General features: G+C 65.2%; 26 protein-coding genes. 1 reads left to right on the top strand and 25 read right to left on the bottom strand.

Features of this window, described 5'->3' with window-relative positions; translation table 11 throughout:
- Positions 1–72: 72 nt before the first annotated feature.
- Entirely contained in the window at positions 73–1629 is a 1557-nt protein-coding gene (locus BDW16_RS18520; RefSeq protein WP_083954182.1) for an amidase, read from the top strand.
- 37 nt (positions 1630–1666) lie between these two features.
- Here BDW16_RS18520 and BDW16_RS18515 read toward each other — a convergent pair whose 3' ends face one another.
- From BDW16_RS18515 to tuf, 25 genes are all read right to left on the bottom strand, one after another.
- Complete coding sequence (locus BDW16_RS18515; protein WP_066574385.1) at positions 1667–2314, bottom strand: adenylate kinase; 648 nt, start codon at positions 2312–2314, stop codon at positions 1667–1669.
- A 113-nt stretch (positions 2315–2427) separates the two neighbouring features.
- Positions 2428–3792 carry a preprotein translocase subunit SecY gene (gene secY / locus BDW16_RS18510; protein ID WP_066574388.1) on the bottom strand — a complete coding sequence of 455 codons (1365 nt, stop codon included), beginning with the start codon at positions 3790–3792 and terminating at the stop codon, positions 2428–2430.
- 114 nt (positions 3793–3906) lie between these two features.
- Positions 3907–4443 (bottom strand): 50S ribosomal protein L15, encoded by a 537-nt coding sequence (gene rplO, locus BDW16_RS18505; RefSeq protein WP_066574390.1) that lies wholly within the window; start codon positions 4441–4443, stop codon positions 3907–3909.
- Positions 4444–4557: 114 nt separating this feature from the next.
- The gene (gene rpmD / locus BDW16_RS18500; RefSeq protein ID WP_066574399.1) at positions 4558–4755 is read right to left on the bottom strand and encodes a 50S ribosomal protein L30; all 198 of its coding nucleotides are present in this window, start codon (positions 4753–4755) and stop codon (positions 4558–4560) included.
- 5 nt (positions 4756–4760) lie between these two features.
- Positions 4761–5474, bottom strand: coding sequence for a 30S ribosomal protein S5 (gene rpsE, locus BDW16_RS18495; protein WP_075152531.1), 714 nt, complete (start codon positions 5472–5474; stop codon positions 4761–4763).
- A 2-nt stretch (positions 5475–5476) separates the two neighbouring features.
- Positions 5477–5833, bottom strand: coding sequence for a 50S ribosomal protein L18 (gene rplR, locus BDW16_RS18490; RefSeq protein ID WP_066574402.1), 357 nt, complete (start codon positions 5831–5833; stop codon positions 5477–5479).
- On the bottom strand, positions 5833–6366 hold the full coding sequence (gene rplF / locus BDW16_RS18485; protein WP_066574406.1) for a 50S ribosomal protein L6: 534 nt from the start codon (positions 6364–6366) through the stop codon (positions 5833–5835). Before rplF ends, rplR begins: the two co-directional genes overlap by 1 nt.
- Positions 6366–6761 (bottom strand): 30S ribosomal protein S8, encoded by a 396-nt coding sequence (gene rpsH, locus BDW16_RS18480; RefSeq protein WP_066574409.1) that lies wholly within the window; start codon positions 6759–6761, stop codon positions 6366–6368. The genes rplF and rpsH overlap by 1 nt, the downstream gene beginning before the upstream one ends.
- Positions 6762–6771: 10 nt before the next feature.
- On the bottom strand, positions 6772–7077 hold the full coding sequence (gene rpsN / locus BDW16_RS18475; RefSeq protein ID WP_066574416.1) for a 30S ribosomal protein S14: 306 nt from the start codon (positions 7075–7077) through the stop codon (positions 6772–6774).
- Between the two features lie 19 nt (positions 7078–7096).
- Positions 7097–7681 (bottom strand): 50S ribosomal protein L5, encoded by a 585-nt coding sequence (rplE, locus tag BDW16_RS18470; RefSeq protein WP_066574419.1) that lies wholly within the window; start codon positions 7679–7681, stop codon positions 7097–7099.
- Positions 7674–7991 (bottom strand): 50S ribosomal protein L24, encoded by a 318-nt coding sequence (gene rplX / locus BDW16_RS18465; protein WP_066574424.1) that lies wholly within the window; start codon positions 7989–7991, stop codon positions 7674–7676. Before rplX ends, rplE begins: the two co-directional genes overlap by 8 nt.
- Positions 7991–8359: a 50S ribosomal protein L14 gene (gene rplN / locus BDW16_RS18460; protein ID WP_066574426.1), complete on the bottom strand. Its 369-nt coding sequence runs from the start codon at positions 8357–8359 to the stop codon at positions 7991–7993. Before rplN ends, rplX begins: the two co-directional genes overlap by 1 nt.
- Positions 8360–8438: 79 nt before the next feature.
- A complete protein-coding gene (gene rpsQ / locus BDW16_RS18455) occupies positions 8439–8708 on the bottom strand; it encodes a 30S ribosomal protein S17 (protein ID WP_066574429.1) in 270 nt (89 codons plus the stop codon).
- Positions 8709–8721: 13 nt separating this feature from the next.
- On the bottom strand, positions 8722–8925 hold the full coding sequence (rpmC, locus tag BDW16_RS18450) for a 50S ribosomal protein L29 (RefSeq protein ID WP_066574432.1): 204 nt from the start codon (positions 8923–8925) through the stop codon (positions 8722–8724).
- A gap of 5 nt (positions 8926–8930) precedes the next feature.
- A complete protein-coding gene (rplP, locus tag BDW16_RS18445; RefSeq protein ID WP_066574435.1) occupies positions 8931–9362 on the bottom strand; it encodes a 50S ribosomal protein L16 in 432 nt (143 codons plus the stop codon).
- 12 nt (positions 9363–9374) lie between these two features.
- Positions 9375–10082 (bottom strand): 30S ribosomal protein S3, encoded by a 708-nt coding sequence (gene rpsC, locus BDW16_RS18440; protein WP_066574441.1) that lies wholly within the window; start codon positions 10080–10082, stop codon positions 9375–9377.
- Entirely contained in the window at positions 10082–10462 is a 381-nt protein-coding gene (gene rplV / locus BDW16_RS18435) for a 50S ribosomal protein L22 (protein ID WP_066574444.1), read from the bottom strand. Before rplV ends, rpsC begins: the two co-directional genes overlap by 1 nt.
- On the bottom strand, positions 10462–10740 hold the full coding sequence (gene rpsS, locus BDW16_RS18430) for a 30S ribosomal protein S19 (protein WP_066574451.1): 279 nt from the start codon (positions 10738–10740) through the stop codon (positions 10462–10464). The genes rplV and rpsS overlap by 1 nt, the downstream gene beginning before the upstream one ends.
- A gap of 3 nt (positions 10741–10743) precedes the next feature.
- A complete protein-coding gene (rplB, locus tag BDW16_RS18425; protein ID WP_066574454.1) occupies positions 10744–11595 on the bottom strand; it encodes a 50S ribosomal protein L2 in 852 nt (283 codons plus the stop codon).
- A gap of 2 nt (positions 11596–11597) precedes the next feature.
- Complete coding sequence (locus tag BDW16_RS18420; RefSeq protein ID WP_066574460.1) at positions 11598–11912, bottom strand: 50S ribosomal protein L23; 315 nt, start codon at positions 11910–11912, stop codon at positions 11598–11600.
- A complete protein-coding gene (rplD, locus tag BDW16_RS18415; RefSeq protein WP_066574462.1) occupies positions 11905–12519 on the bottom strand; it encodes a 50S ribosomal protein L4 in 615 nt (204 codons plus the stop codon). The genes BDW16_RS18420 and rplD overlap by 8 nt, the downstream gene beginning before the upstream one ends.
- A gap of 2 nt (positions 12520–12521) precedes the next feature.
- Positions 12522–13280: a 50S ribosomal protein L3 gene (rplC, locus tag BDW16_RS18410; protein ID WP_066574464.1), complete on the bottom strand. Its 759-nt coding sequence runs from the start codon at positions 13278–13280 to the stop codon at positions 12522–12524.
- 365 nt (positions 13281–13645) lie between these two features.
- On the bottom strand, positions 13646–13954 hold the full coding sequence (gene rpsJ, locus BDW16_RS18405; protein ID WP_066574470.1) for a 30S ribosomal protein S10: 309 nt from the start codon (positions 13952–13954) through the stop codon (positions 13646–13648).
- Positions 13955–14050: 96 nt separating this feature from the next.
- Positions 14051–14917, bottom strand: coding sequence for a hypothetical protein (locus BDW16_RS18400; RefSeq protein ID WP_066574473.1), 867 nt, complete (start codon positions 14915–14917; stop codon positions 14051–14053).
- Between the two features lie 93 nt (positions 14918–15010).
- Positions 15011–16204, bottom strand: coding sequence for an elongation factor Tu (tuf, locus tag BDW16_RS18395; protein ID WP_066574475.1), 1194 nt, complete (start codon positions 16202–16204; stop codon positions 15011–15013).
- Between the last annotated feature and the right edge of the window lie 8 nt (positions 16205–16212).

Genomic DNA, 16212 nt, shown 5'->3' with positions numbered 1-16212 from the left:
ACCGCCGCTGGCCCCCGCCGCTTTTATCGGTTGGACGTATCCGGAGCGCGCAGGTCTGCCTTAGATGGTCCGATGCGAACCGATCCCGAACCGAACGGCACGCCGATCACGCGCCGCGCCCTGCTCGCCGCTCCCGCAGCCTTCGCCGCGTCCCAGGCCCTAGCCACCTCCCGTCCTGTCGTCGGGACGAACTCGATCACCGCGATGGACGCCGTCGACCTCGTCACCGCCATCCGTCGCCGCGTCTTGTCGGCGCGGGAGGTGATGACCGCGCACCTCGAGCAGATCGACACGCTCAACCCGCGCTTCAACGCGATCGTCTCCCGCGTCGCTCCCGAACGGCTCCTCAAGGCGGCGGCCGCCTGCGACGCGGATGCCGCCGCCGGACGCTTCCACGGCCCGCTCCATGGCTTTCCCCACGCCGTGAAGGATACCGCGCCCGCAGCCGGCATCCCGTTCACCCAGGGCACCCCGATCCTGCGCGAGAATGTCCCGACCGCCGACTCGCTCGTCGTGTCGCGGATGCGCAACGCCGGCGCGATCTTCATCGGCAAGACCAACGTCCCCGAATTCGCGCTGGGCTCGCACAGCTTCAATCCGCTGTTCGGCGTAACGCGCAATGCCTGGAACCCCGCGGTGTCGGCCGGAGGCAGCAGCGGTGGAGCCGCGGTCGCGCTGGCACTCCGCATGGTGCCGCTGGCAGATGGCAGCGATTTCGGCGGCTCGCTGCGTAACCCGGCGGGCTGGAACAATGTCTTCGGCTACCGCCCCTCGTTCGGCCGCGTACCGTCGGTGCCGTCGAGCGACGTGTTCGGCCAGACCTTCGCAGTCTCGGGCCCGATGGCGCGGCGTGTCCGTGACGTCGCCTTCCTGCTTTCGGTTCAGGCCGGGCCGGATTCCCGCTCCCCCTTCTCGCTCACGGAGGATCCCGCCCGCTTCGCCGGATCACTCGACCGCGAGTGGAAGGGCCGCCGCGTCGGCTGGCTCGGCGACCTGCAGGGTGCGCTTGCAACCGAGCCGGGTGTGCTCGACACCTGCGAAAAGGCGCTGTCGGCCTTCCGCAGCATCGGCATGGCGGTCGAGGCGGCGCGGCTGAGCCTGTCCGCCGAGGAGATGTGGCGCACCGCGGTAACGCTCCGCCACTGGTCGGTCGGAGCCGACCTGATCGGTCATTACTCCGACCCGGCCAAGCGCCGCCAGATGAAGCCGGAAGCAATCTGGGAGGTTGAGGGCTATCTCAAGCTGACCGGTCGGCAGGTCGCCGAAGCCTCGGAAGGACGCGCGCGCATCTATCAGGCGTTTCGCGATCTGTTCGACCGCTACGATTTCCTGATCCTGCCCACCGCGCAGGTCTTCCCGTTCGACGTCGAACAGCACTGGCCGCGCAGCATCGCGGGACGCGAGATGGACAGCTATCACCGGTGGATGGAGGTCACCCTACCCGCGACGATGGCAGGACTGCCGGTCCTGGCGGCACCCGCCGGGTTCGGCGGGGCGCGGCGGCTTCCGATCGGGATTCAGATCATCGGCCCTAACCATGCGGACCTCGCCGTCCTGCAGGTCGGCCATGCCTATGAGAACGCATCGCCCTGGATAGCGCAGGCGCTTCCCGGCGCGCTCCGGCGCTGACCGCCGCGCCCCGTGATCGGGGCGCGGGCGGCATACCCTATTTGCCGTCCAGGATCGCCTCGATCGCCGCGGTCACCTCGGCGATATCGGCCATGCCATCGACGCGCTTCACCAGGCCGCGCGCTTCGTAGATCGGCAGGATCGGCGCGGTCTTGGCGCGATACTCAGCCATGCGGGTGCGCACCGTTTCCTCATTGTCGTCGGGGCGGCGCTTGAACTCGGTCCCGCCGCACTGGTCGCACTTGCCCGCGACCTTCGGCTGCTTGAACGTGTCGTGATAGCCCTCGCCGCAGTTGGCGCAGGTGAAGCGGCCGGTGATGCGCTCGACCAGCGCGTCCTCGTCCACCACCAGCTCGATCACATGGTCGAGCGTGCGGCCGCGGTCGGCCAGGATCGTGTCGAGCGAGTCGGCTTGCGCAGCGGTGCGGGGATAGCCATCGAAGATCGCGCCCTTCTCGCCGAGGCCGTCAAGGCTCTCGCCGATGATGCCGCTAACGATCTCGTCGGAGACGAGCTCGCCCGCCTCCATCACCGCCTTGGCCTTGAGACCAACCGGCGTGCCCGCCTTCACCGCAGCGCGCAGCATGTCGCCGGTCGAAAGCTGGACCATGCCGCGCTCGTCCTCGAGCCGCGACGCCTGGGTACCCTTGCCGGCCCCCGGAGGCCCCAACAGGATGATGTTCATGCGCTCCTTACCCCCAAACCCGTTCGTACTGAGCCTGTCGAAGCACCGTTCTTCGCTTTCAGCCAGAAAGGAAAATCAGCCCCTCGACAAGCTTGGAGCGGACGCCCCGCCTGTTAGCGGAGACGGCCGCCCTTCAGCTTCGCCTTCTTGATCAGGTCGCCATACTGATGTGCCAGCAGGTGCGACTGGATCTGCGTCACCGTATCCATCGTCACGTTGACGACGATCAGCAGGCTGGTGCCGCCCAGATAGAAGGGGATGGCCAGCGCCGACACCAGATATTCCGGCAGCAGACAGATGATCGTCAGATAGGCTGCGCCGATCACGGTAATGCGCGTGAGCACGTAATCGAAATAGGCCTCTGTGTTCTTGCCGGGGCGGATGCCCGGGATGAACCCGCCATATTTCTTGAGGTTGTCGGCGGTCTCCTCGGGATTGAACACCACGGCGGTGTAGAAGAACGAGAAGAAGATGATGCCGGCGCCGTAGAGCAGCATGTACACGAGGCTGCCGTGCTGCAGATACTGGTTGAGGCTGATGATGAAGTCGCCCCACCAGCCCTGGCCGGCCTGCTGCTGGCCTGCGAACTGGCTGATCGTCAGTGGCATCAGCAGCAGCGAGCTGGCGAAGATCGGCGGGATCACGCCCGCGGTGTTGATCTTGAGCGGCAGGTGGCTGCGCTCCGACTGGACACCGCGTTGGGTCTGGCGCTTGGGATACTGGATCAGGATGCGGCGCTGGGCGCGCTCCATGAAACAGATGAACAGAACGAGCAGCGCGACGGCGACGAGAATCGCGACCAGCGTCACCGGGTTCATCGAACCGCTGCGGCCGCCTTCGAACAGCTGGACCAGCGTGGTCGGCAGGTGGGCCACGATGCCCGCCATGATGATCAGCGAAATGCCGTTGCCGACACCGCGGCTGGTGATCTGCTCGCCCAGCCACATCAGGAACATGGTGCCGCCGATCAGCGAGATGACCGCGGCGACGCGGAACAGCATGCCCGGCTCGACCACCGGGGCAAGGCCCTGGGTCGCGCCCAGCGTCTCGAGGCCCACGGCGATGACATAGCCCTGCACCGCAGTCAGCGCGACCGTGCCGTAGCGGGTATACTGGTTGAGCTTCTTGCGCCCGCTCTCCCCTTCCTTCTTGATCGCGGCAAGCGCCGGCGACAGCGAAGTCGCAAGCTGAACGACGATCGACGCGGTGATGTACGGCATCACGCCCAGCGCGATCACCGACATGCGCTCCAGCGCACCGCCCGAGAAGGTGTTGAAGAAATCCAGCACGCCGCCCTGCGTGCGCTGTGCGAGCAGGCCCAGCTGCGTGGGATCGACGCCCGGCAGCGGCACATAGCTCAGCATCCGGAAGATGATCAGCGCGCCCAGGGTGAACCACAGGCGCTTCTTGAGTTCGGTGGCCTGACCGAATTTGGACAGGTTCAGGCCGGATGCGAGTTGATCGGCTGCGGATGCCATTCAGATATTTCCCGGAAACCAAAGCGGCGGAGAAGCGTCAACCGCTGCCCCGCCGCTCATATAGGTTACTGTAGGATCAGGGCAATGGATGCCATCGCCCCGTCCACAGCTAAGTCAGGCCTTACCGGCCTTCTTCGCGGCGATGACCTTCTGCACCGAACGATGCTTCGCAGCATGCTTATCTGCAGCCGGAACGATCGTCGGCACGGTGACCGAGCCGCCAGCCTTCTCGACCGCCTCGATCGCGCCCTTCGATGCGCCGGCAACGGTGAAGTTCAGCTTCGCCTTCAGCTCGCCCTTGGCCAGCAGACGGACGCCGTGCTTGCCGCCGCGCGCCAGGCCGACTGCCTTCAGCGCCGCGTGGTCGATGTCGGTCGCGGTCAGCTTGCCGGCATCGACCAGCTTCTGGATCGCACCCAGGTTGACCTCGGCATAGTCCTTGGCGTTCGGGTTGTTGAAGCCGCGCTTCGGGATGCGCATGTGGAGCGGCATCTGACCGCCCTCGAAGCCGTTGATCGCAACACCCGAGCGCGCCTTGGCGCCCTTCTGGCCGCGGCCCGCGGTCTTGCCCTTGCCCGAGCCGATGCCGCGTCCGACGCGCATCCGGCCCTTGCGGGCGCCTTCATTGTCCTTGATGTCGTTCAGTTTCATTGTCTGCACTCGCTTTCGCTTCTGTCGCGCTCGATTCCCGGGGAGTCCGGAAATCGGAAAGGGGGCCGATAGCCCCCTCCCCTTCATCTGTCACCTGGAAAGGTGCCTAAGGCCTCAGCCCTCGATCACCTCAACCATGTGATGCACCTTGCGGATCATGCCGCGAACTTCAGGCGTGTCCTGCAGTTCGCTCACCTTGTGCATCTTGTTCAGGCCCAGCCCGACCAGCGTCGCGCGCTGGTCCTTGGTGCGGCGGATCGGCGAACCGGTCTGCTTCACCTTGACGGTCTTGGCGGCTTCCTTCTTGGCCATGCGCCTTACTCCACGATGGCCGCGGCATCAGCCTCGGCGGTTTGCGAACCGCCGCGGCCGAGCAGGTCGGCAATCTTCTTGCCGCGCCGCTGAGCAACCGCCTTCGGCGAGGTCTGGTCGTTCAGCGCCTCAAAGGTGGCGCGGATCATGTTGTAGGGGTTCGACGTGCCGACCGACTTGGTCACGACGTCCGCAACGCCCAGGCTCTCGAAGACGGCGCGCATCGGGCCGCCCGCGATGATCCCGGTGCCCGGAGGCGCCGAGCGGACGGTCACGTTGCCGGCACCGAAATGGCCGCGGCCATCATGGTGCAGGGTCCGGCCCTCGCGCAGCGGCACGCGGACCATCGCCTTCTTGGCGGCAGCAGTCGCCTTCGAAATGGCTTCCGGCACTTCGCGCGCCTTGCCATGGCCGAAGCCGACACGGCCCTTGCCGTCGCCCACGACGACCAGCGCCGCGAAGCCGAAGCGCTTGCCGCCCTTCACCGTCTTCGAGACGCGGTTGATGTGGACCAGCTTCTCGATCAGCTCTTCGCCGCCGTCTTCCGCGCCACCGCGACGATCGTCGCGACGCCCACGGTTGCCGTCACGGCCGCCACGATTGTTGCCGCCACCGGGACCGCCACGGCCACGGCCGCCACGGCCACCGCGCGGCGCACCCGCGTCGGGAGCGGCGGCGCCTTCGACCGGGGTTTCGGTCGTGTTGATTTCATCCGCCATGCTTAGAACTCCAATCCGCCTTCACGGGCGGCATCTGCCAGCGCCTTGACGCGTCCGTGGAACAGGAAACCGCCACGGTCGAACACGACCTGCGTCACGCCGGCCTTCTTGGCGGCTTCTGCGATGCGCAGGCCAACGGCCTTGGCAGCGTCGATGTTCGCGCCGGTCGTGCCGCGCACGTCCTTTTCCAGCGTCGAAGCGGCGGCCAGGGTCTTGCCCTGGGCGTCGTCGATCACCTGCACATAGATGTGCTTGCCCGAACGATGGACCGACAGCCGGGGACGGCTGCCCGCACGCGCCTTGAGCGCGGTACGGTTGCGGCGGCGGCGCTTCTCGAAGAGAGAGAGACCCTTGCTCATTACTTCTTCTTCCCTTCCTTGCGGAAGATGAACTCGCCCTCGTACTTGATGCCCTTGCCCTTATAGGGCTCCGGCTTCCGCCAGCGGCGAATTTCGGCCGCGAACTGGCCGACCTTCTGCTTGTCGTTGCCCGAAATCTCGACCGTGGTCTGATCCGGAGTCTTCACCTCGACGCCTTCCGGCACGTCGAGATCGACGTCGTGCGAATAGCCGAGCTGAAGCTTCAGCTTCTTGCCCTGCGCGTTCGCGCGATAGCCGACGCCGGTGATGAGCAGCTTCTTCGAGAAGCCCTCGCTCACGCCCGTCACCAGGTTCTGGACCAGCGTGCGCTGCATGCCCCAGAACGCCTTGGCGCGCTTGGTGTCGTTCGCCGGCTTCACGGTGATCGTGCCGTCGCCCACCTCGTACGAGATGTCGTCGGCGGTCGGCATCGTCAGGGTGCCCTTCGGCCCCTTGACGCTGATCTGGCCCGCCTCGACGCTGGCGGTGACGCCAGCGGGGACGGTGATCGGCTTCTTACCGGTGCGGCTCATCAGAACACCTCCGCCAGCACTTCGCCGCCAACATTCTGGTCGCGCGCTTCCGCGTCCGACAGAACGCCACGGGGCGTCGAAACGATGGTGATGCCCAGACCGTTGCGGATCTTCGGAAGCTCCTTCGAGCCCGAATAGACGCGGCGGCCCGGCTTCGAGATGCGCGCGATCGACTTGATCGCGGGCTGGCCCTCGAAATACTTCAGCTCGATGCGGATGCCGGCCGCGGGGCCCATCTGCTCTTCGCTGTAGCCACGGATATAGCCTTCGCGCTGAAGCACGTCGAGCACGCGGGCGCGCAGCTTCGACGCGGGCGTCAGGACACTGTCCTTGCGCGCGCGCTGGCCGTTGCGGATGCGGGTGAGCATATCACCCAGGGGATCGGTCAATGCCATCTTCTAACCCTTACCAGCTCGACTTGGTGACGCCGGGGATCATGCCCTTGTTGGCAAGATCACGCAGAATCACGCGCGCCAGACGGAACTTGCGGTAGTAACCGCGCGGACGGCCGGTCAGCTCGCACCGGTTACGGATGCGGGTCGGATTCCCGTTGCGGGGGATCTCGGCCATCTTGAGACGCGCAATCAGACGCTCGGTCTCGTCGAGCGACTTGTCAGCCGCAATCGCCTTCAGCTTCGCATACTTGCCGGCATACTTCTTCACCAGCTGCTTGCGACGCTCGTTCTTGTTCACGGAACTCAGTTTCGCCATGACTTAAGTTCTCTTTCCCTTACGCTGCCTGCTTCGCTTCGCCGTCCGCATCGCGCGGGAACGGGAAACCGAAGAGACGGAGAAGCTCGCGAGCTTCCTCGTCGGTCTTGGCGGTGGTGGTCACGATCACGTCCATGCCGCGCACCTTGTCGATGCGGTCATAGTTGATCTCGGGGAACACGATCTGTTCCTTGATGCCGCAGGCATAGTTGCCACGGCCGTCGAACGACTTGTCGTTCAGCCCGCGGAAGTCGCGAACGCGCGGCAGCGCGATCGTGATGAAGCGGTCGAGGAACTCGTACATCCGCTCGCGGCGCAGCGTGACCTTGCAGCCGATCGCCATGCCCTCGCGCAGCTTGAACTGCGCGATCGACTTCTTCGCCTTGGTGACGACCGGCTTCTGGCCAGCAATCAGCTCCATTTCAGAAGCGGCCGATTCGACCTTCTTCTTGTCCTGGGTGGCTTCGCCGACGCCCATGTTGAGCACGATCTTCTCGATCTTCGGCACTTCCATGACGTTCTTGTAACCGAACTTCTCGGTCATCGCCTTGGCGATGGTCTCGTCATAGAGCTTCCGCATGCGCGGCGTGTAGGTGTCAGCCATTGATGACCTCCCCGGTCTTGACCGCAACGCGCACCTTCTTGCCGTCACGCTCCTCGAAGCGGACGCGGGTCGCCTTGCCGTCCTTGGTCACGTGCGCGACCTTGGAGACGTTCAGCGGCGCCTCGGCGCGCTCCAGGCCACCCTGCGGGTTGGTCTGGGTCGGCTTGCGGTGACGCACCGCGATGTTGACGCCCGATACGACGACCTTGCCGTCCTTCGGGAGCGCCTTGGTGACTTCGCCGGTCTTGCCCTTGTCCTTGCCGGACAGGACGATGACCTGGTCACCCTTCTTGATCTTGGCAGCAGCCATCACAGCACCTCAGGGGCGAGCGAAATGATCTTCATGAAGCCCTTCGAGCGGAGCTCGCGGACCACCGGGCCAAAGATACGGGTGCCGATCGGCTCCTCGTTCTTGTTGACCAGGACGGCGGCATTGCCGTCGAAGCGGATCACCGAGCCATCGGCGCGGCGGACGTCCTTGGCGGTGCGGACGATGACGGCGCGGTGCACGTCACCCTTCTTCACCTTGCCGCGGGGCTGTGCTTCCTTGATGCTGACGACGATGACGTCGCCCACGCCGGCGAAGCGACGCTTCGACCCGCCCAGCACCTTGATGCACTGCACCCGCTTCGCGCCGCTGTTGTCCGCGACGTCGAGATTGGATTGCATCTGGATCATCGATCCGGTTCCTTCTCGTTTGGCCTACCGGGACGTGTCGCCCGGCGGTTCCAGTTGAACTCTCGAGTCCCAGAGGGACTTAAGCGATGTCGGCCCGCTCGGGCGTCGCGTGGGTATTCACCCGCTCGATCACCTTCCAGGTCTTCAGCTTGCTGATCGGCGCAGTCTCTTCGATGCGCACGGTCTCGCCAGCCTTGTACTCGTTCGCCTCGTCATGGGCGTGATACTTCTTCGAGCGGCGGATGATCTTGCCATAGAGCGGGTGCTTGACCTTGCGCTCCACGTTCACGACCACCGTCTTGTCGCCCTTGTCGGACACGATCTGCCCGGTCAGCACGCGCTTCGGCATGTTCGTAGTCCTCTTACTTCGCAGCCGAGCGCGAACGCTCGGACTGCAGCGTCTTGATGCGGGCGATGTCCTTGCGGACTTCCTTCACGCGGCTCGGCTTCTCGAGCTGGCTGGTCGCTGCCTGGAAACGGAGGTTGAACGCCTCGCGCTTCAGGTTGCCCAACTCCTCGGTAAGCTGATCGTCGCTCTTCGCGCGCAGATCGGTTGCCTTGGTCATTATACTCAACCCTCCAGGTGCGACGTGTCGCCGAGGCGGGCCACGACCTTGGTCTTGATCGGCAGCTTCATCGCCGCGCGCTCGAACGCTTCCGCCGCGAGCGGGCCGGGAACGCCGTCCAGCTCGAACAGGATGCGGCCGGGCTTGACGCGAGCGGCCCAATATTCAGGAGCCCCCTTGCCCGAGCCCATGCGGACTTCGGCCGGCTTGCTCGACACGGGCAGGTCCGGGAACACGCGGATCCAGAGACGGCCCTGACGCTTGATGTGACGCGTGATCGCGCGGCGAGCCGCCTCGATCTGGCGTGCGGTGATCCGCTCCGGCTCCATCGCCTTCAGGCCGTACGAGCCGAAGTTCAGGCTCGCGCCGCCCTTGGCCTCGCCCTTGATGCGGCCCTTGAAGGCCTTGCGGAACTTGGTGCGCTTCGGTTGCAGCATTGTCCTTAACCCTTAGCGACGGTCGTCGCGCGCAGGGCGAACGCCCGACGTCTGCGATTCCATGTTCAGGCGATCGGTCGCCATCGGATCATGGCCCAGGATCTCGCCCTTGAAGATCCAGACCTTCACGCCGCAGACGCCGTACGCGGTGTGCGCTTCGGCAGTGGCGTGGTCGATGTTGGCGCGCAGCGTGTGCAGCGGAACGCGGCCCTCGCGATACCATTCCGAACGCGCGATCTCGGCGCCGCCCAGACGGCCGCCGCAGTTGATGCGGATGCCCTCGGCGCCCAGACGCATCGCCGACTGAACGGCGCGCTTCATGGCGCGGCGGAACGCGATGCGGCGCTCCAACTGGTCGGCAATGCCCTGCGCGACGAGCTTGGCGTCGACTTCAGGCTTGCGGATCTCGACGATGTTCAGCGACACGTCCGAGCTGGTCATCGAGCCGAGCTTCTTGCGCAGCTTCTCGATGTCCGAGCCCTTCTTGCCGATGATCACGCCGGGACGCGCAGCATAGATGCTGACGCGGCACAGCTTCGCCGGACGCTCGATCACCACCTTCGAGATCGCGGCCTGCGGCAGCGTCTTGAGGATGTACTGGCGGATCTTCAGATCCTCCAGCAGCAGGCGGCCATAGTCCTGGCCTTCCGCGAACCAGCGGCTGTCCCAGGTGCGGTTGACCTGCAGGCGCAGGCCGATCGGGTTGCTCTTGTGACCCATTATGCTTCTTCCTGCACTTCGCGCACCACGATCCGGAGCCGGCTGAACGGCTTCAGGATGCGGGTCGACTTGCCGCGACCACGGGTGTGGAACCGCTTCATGGTGATCGACTTGCCGACCGACGCCTCGGTGACGACAAGTGCGTCGACGTCGAGGTTGTGGTTGTTCTCGGCATTGGCGATGGCCGAAGCCAGCACCTTGCGCGCGTCAACCGCCATCGCCTTCTTCGAGAAAGCGAGGATGTTCATCGCGTCGCCGGCCTTGCGGTTGCGGATCAGCGCCGCCACCAGGTTCAGCTTCTGCGCCGAACCGCGGATCTGCGTGCCGACCGACAGCGCCTCGTTGTCGCCGACGCGACGGGGAGCCTTAGGCTTCGACATTAGCGCTTACCCTTCTTGTCGGCCGCGTGGCCCGGGAAGTACCGGGTCGGCGCGAACTCGCCGAGCTTCATGCCGACCATGTCCTCGTTGACCGACACCGGCACGAACTTGCGGCCGTTGTAGACGCTGAAGGTCAGGCCGACGAACTGCGGCAGGATGGTCGAACGACGCGACCAGGTCTTGATCGGACCGCCACGGCCCGAATTCTCCTGCGCCGTCTCGGCCTTCTTCAGGAGATGCAGGTCCACGAAAGGACCCTTCCATACGGAGCGAGCCATCGTTTAGCCCTTCTTCTTCGCGTGGCGGCTGCGGATGATGAACTTATCCGTCGCCTTGTTGTGACGGGTGCGAGCACCCTTGGTCGGCTTGCCCCACGGGGTGACCGGATGACGGCCGCCCGAGGTCCGGCCTTCACCACCGCCGTGCGGGTGATCGACCGGGTTCTTGGCGACGCCACGGGTCAGCGGGCGGATGCCCTTCCAGCGGTTGCGGCCAGCCTTGGCGAGGTTGGTGTTGCCGTTGTCGGGGTTCGACACGGCGCCAACGGTGCACATGCACTCGCCGCGGATGTAGCGCTGCTCGCCCGAGTTGAGACGAACGATCACCATGCCGCGATCGCGGCCGACGACCTGTACATAGGTGCCTGCCGAACGTGCGATCTGACCGCCCTTGCCGGGCTTCATCTCGACGTTGTGGACGATCGTGCCGACCGGAGCCTGGCCGATTTCCATCGCGTTGCCCGGCTTCACGTCGGTCTTCTTGGCCGCGATCACCTTGTCCCCGACGCCGAGGCGCTGGGGAGCGATGATGTAAGCCAGACGATCCTTGCCGTTCTCGTCCGCGCCATAGTTGATCAGCGCGATGAAGGCGGTGCGGTTGGGATCATATTCGATCCGCTCCACGGTGCCGTCGACGTCCCACAGGCGGCGCTTGAAATCGATGATACGATAACGCTGCTTGTGGCCGCCCGCGATGCCGCGCGAGGTCACGTGGCCCTTGTTGTTGCGGCCGCCGGTCTTGCGCTTGCCTTCGGTCAGCGCCTTGACGGGGCCGCCCTTGTGCAGACCCGAACGGTCCACCAGGATCAGGCCACGCCGCGCCGGCGAGGTCGGGTTGTAGTTCTTGAGCGCCATGGTCAGTTGACCCCCTGCGTCACGTCGATCGAGTCACCGTCCTTGAGGGTGACGATCGCCTTCTTGATGTCGCTGCGCGTGTAGGGCTTGCCCTTCCAGCGCTTCGTCTTGCCCTTCTGGACGATCGTGTTCACCGCGGTGACACCGACGCCGAAGATCGCCTCGACCGCCGCCTTGATCTGCGGCTTGGTCGCGTCGTTGGCGACCTTGAAGACCACCGCGTTCGCCTCGGAGACGAGCGTGGACTTCTCGGTGATGTGCGGCGCGACGATCACGTCATAATGACGGATGTCCACCTGCTTGCCCTGCTTAGCCATTGAAGCGAGCCTCCAGCTTCTCGACGGCAGCGCGGGTCAGGACCAGCGTGTCGTGCTTCAGGATGTCATAGACGTTGGCACCCGCCGCCGGGAGGACGTCGACGCCCACCAGGTTGCGCGCGGCCAGGAAGCCGTTGCTGGCCTCACCGTCGATCACGAGCGCGGTCTTGCCGACCTTCAGACCAGCGAACTGATCCTTGAGCGCGGAAGTCTTGCTCGCCTCGAAACCGTCGAGGACGATCAGCGAGCCCGCCTTGGCGTGGCTCGAAAGCGCCATCTTCAGGCCGAGCGCGCGAACCTTCTTGTTCAGCGAGATGTTGAAGTCCCGCTTGCGCGCGCCGTGGGCCTTGCCGCCGCCGATGAAGATCGGAGCCGCACGATCGCCGTGACGAGCCGTACCGCCGCCCTTCTGGCGACCGAACTTCTTGCCGGTGCGCGACACTTCCGAACGCTCACGCGTCGGACGAGCCGTCTCGCGGCGGTTCCACAGCTGCCAGGTGACGACGCGATGCAGGATGTCGGCGCGCGGCTCGAGGCCGAACACGTCGTCATTCAGCTCGATGTCGCCCGATGCCTTGGCGTCGAGGGTCTGTACCTTGACCTTCACGTTCAGCCCTCCTGGCCGTCGGTCGCCTCGGGAGCCTCGACCGTATCGGCCGGGGTATCCGCGGGGGCGTCGTTGTTGCTGTTGGCGGCCTGCTTGATGCTGGCCGGGAACGGCGCGTCGGCGTGACGCGCGACCTTCACCGAGTCCTTGACGAACAGCCAGCCACCCTTCGAGCCAGGGACCGAGCCCTTGACGAAGATCAGGCCGCGCTCGACGTCGGTACCGACGATCTCGAGGTTCTGCTGGGTGCGGTTCTTGTCACCCATGTGGCCGGCCATCTTCTTGTTCTTGAAGACGCGGCCCGGATCCTGACGGTTACCCGTCGAACCCAGCGCACGGTGCGAGATCGAAACGCCGTGGGTGGCGCGCATGCCGCCGAAACCCCAGCGCTTCATGCCGCCCGCAAAGCCCTTGCCCTGCGTACGACCCTGAATGTCGACGAACTGGCCCGCGACATAATGGTCGGCCGAAATCTCGGCACCCACGTCAAGCAGACCGTCCTCATCCACGCGGAACTCCGCGAGGATCGCCTTAGGCTCCACTTCGGCCTTGCCGAACTGGCCGCGCTGCGGCTTGGCGACATTCTTCGCCTTGGCGCTGCCAGCGCCAAGCTGCACGGCGGTGTAGCCGTCCTTGTCCATTTCGCGACGGGCGACGACCTGAACGCCTTCAAGACTCAGAACGGTGACCGGCACGTGGCGGCCGTCGTCCTGAAACAGGCGGGTCATCCCCAACTTCTTCGCGATCACGCCAGTGCGCATGATCAGTTCACTCCATAACAGAGGCACCCCTCGGACCATTCCGAAGGGTGCGTGCCTCAGCCCGTAGATGCGATGCGAGCCCCCGTCCGGGCTGAATTCCTGCCCGAAGGCAGGAAAGACGGGGGACGCAGACCCGGACCGAAGTCCGGCGGTATCCCTATGTCGTTTGAGCTTTACGCTCCGGCCGGAACATCAGGTCGGGATCGACCTGGCCAACCCGCGCGATCCCGATGGAATCGCGAATCTCGTGTGGGAAGCGGCGCCTTTACGTGAGCTTCACTTCCCTGTCCACCCCTCACCCGGCCTTTTGCGCGAATGGGGAACGGAAACAGCCCCGATCGACGATCGGGGCTGCGTCAGCCGGCTCAGGCCAGCTTGATCTCGACGTCGACGCCGGCGGCGAGGTCGAGCTTCATCAGTGCATCGACGGTCTGCGGAGTCGGCTGCACGATGTCGAGCATGCGCTTGTAGGTGCGCACTTCGAACTGCTCGCGGCTCTTCTTGTCGATGTGGGGGCCACGGTTGACCGTGAACTTCTCGATCTTCGTCGGAAGCGGAATCGGGCCACGGATGAGAGCGCCGGTGCGGCGCGCAGTGTCGGCAATGTCGCCGGTCGCCTGATCGAGCACGCGGTGATCGAACGCCTTGAGGCGAATGCGGATGTTGTTGTCCATGTCCCTACCGATGTGAAAGAGCGGACCCCGTTGCCGGGGTTCTTGCTGGTTGAACTCAAACTGGAGGCGGGCCCATACCGGCAGACGCCGGCGATATCAAGCCCCCAGATCGCGGTCCGCAGCCGGAAAACGCACTTCACGCGCCTGCGCAAGCGAAAGCGCCTCGATCGCAGCCACCGCCTGTTCGGGGTCGGGCAGCCCGAACAGATCATGTTCCCGGACATCGCCCCCGACCTGCTGGGTCACCGAGACCCAGCCACGCCGGCCTTTCCGATCCACCAGCGCCGCGCCGATGATGCTGTCCCCGGCGATCTCACGATACGCCGCGCCCCGCACCGGCGAGAGCCACACGATACGCCGGTCGGTGACCGCGACATTCCCAAGCGCGTCGAGAACCCAATTACTCAGCATCCGGCGGGCTAGGAGGATCGCCGGGACGATCGACCCGAAGAGCAGGCCGATCGGCAGCAGCGCCCAGAACGCCCTAGGCCAGACGCCCTCCCCAGTCACGATTCTCCAGAACCACCAGCCGATCAGGACCGGAGTCAGCGCCGTCAACGAGAGCACAAGCGCCCGTGACCCCGTCAAGGTCTGCCAGCCCGGTCGCGCGGTCCAAAGGACACGCTCCCCCAGTTTCAGCCCCTCGGCAGCGTGAGAACCTGAAGGATCCGCCGCACGCCGTGCCACACGGGGTATTCGCGCGAACAGCACTGCCAGCATCGCCAGGAACAGGGCGCCGGCAACGATCAGAACCGGCCGAACCTGTTCAAGGGGAACAGGAATGCGCAAGGCTCCGCCCCGGGAGCCCGTCCAACCCGTTTCGTGGGAAGCAGCGATCACCTGAAAGAGAAACAAGCCGATAAAGCACAGCGGCACCACCATGGCTGAGGCGATCAACCCAATCCGGACCCAGCGCGGCTGGCCGCTCAGAAGACCTCTGCCATCTTCTTCGGGCTCGCCCATCTTTCCTCCCCCAGCCCCTGTCCGCCCCAAGCAAAAAGCCCGGCCTCCCCAAGGGAAGCCGGGCTCTTCGATCTCAGCCCTTGCGGGCGTCGATTACTTGTCGATGCCGCTGACGACGCCGGCGCCGACGGTGCGGCCGCCTTCGCGGATCGTGAAGCGCTGGCCGACGTCCATGGCGATCGGCGCGATGAGCTTGACGCCCAGCGCGACGTTGTCGCCCGGCATGACCATCTCGGTGCCCGAGGGCAGCTCGATCGTGCCGGTCACGTCCGTGGTACGGAAGTAGAACTGCGGACGATAGTTCGCGAAGAACGGCGTGTGACGGCCACCCTCGTCCTTCGACAGGACGTACACTTCCGACTGGAAGTCGGTGTGCGGGGTGATCGAACCCGGCTTCGCAAGAACCTGGCCGCGCTCGACTTCGTCACGAGCGACGCCACGGATCAGTGCACCGATGTTGTCGCCGGCCTGGCCCTGATCGAGCAGCTTGCGGAACATTTCGACGCCGGTCACGGTGGTCTTGCGGACTTCCGGATGGATGCCGACGATCTCGACTTCCTCACCAACCTTGACGATGCCGGTCTCGACGCGGCCGGTCACCACGGTGCCGCGGCCCGAGATCGAGAACACGTCTTCGATCGGCATCATGAACGGCTTGTCGAGCGGACGATCCGGCTGCGGGATCGACTCGTCGACGGCAGCCATCAGCGCCAGGATCTGCGCCTTGCCAATGTTGTCGTCGCGGCTCTCGAGCGCTGCGAGCGCCGAACCACGGATGATCGGAATGTTGTCGCCGTCAAAGTCGCGCTTCGAAAGCTCTTCACGGATTTCCATCTCGACGAGCTCGAGGATTTCCTCGTCGTCGACCTGGTCGACCTTGTTCAGGAACACGACCATCGTGGGAACGCCGACCTGCTTGGCGAGCAGGATGTGCTCCTTGGTCTGCGGCATCGGGCCGTCAGCGGCCGACACGACCAGGATCGCGCCGTCCATCTGCGCGGCGCCGGTGATCATGTTCTTCACATAGTCGGCGTGACCCGGGCAGTCGACGTGCGCGTAGTGGCGGTTGGCGGTTTCGTACTCGACGTGCGCGGTCGAGATGGTGATGCCGCGCTCACGCTCTTCCGGAGCCTTGTCGATGTTCTCGAAGTCCACCTTCTCCGACAGACCTTCTTCAGCGAGCACCTTGGTGATCGCAGCGGTCAGCGAGGTCTTGCCGTGGTCGACGTGACCGATGGTGCCGATGTTGAGGTGCGGTTTGGTCCGCTCAAACTTTGCCTTCGCCATTGTTTCCT

The sequence above is a fragment of the Sphingomonas koreensis genome (assembly GCF_002797435.1).
Classification (GTDB): Bacteria; Pseudomonadota; Alphaproteobacteria; order Sphingomonadales; family Sphingomonadaceae; genus Sphingomonas; species Sphingomonas koreensis.
The sequence above is the reverse complement of the archived record's forward strand: the minus strand, read 5'-3'. Positions and strand labels throughout refer to the sequence as shown.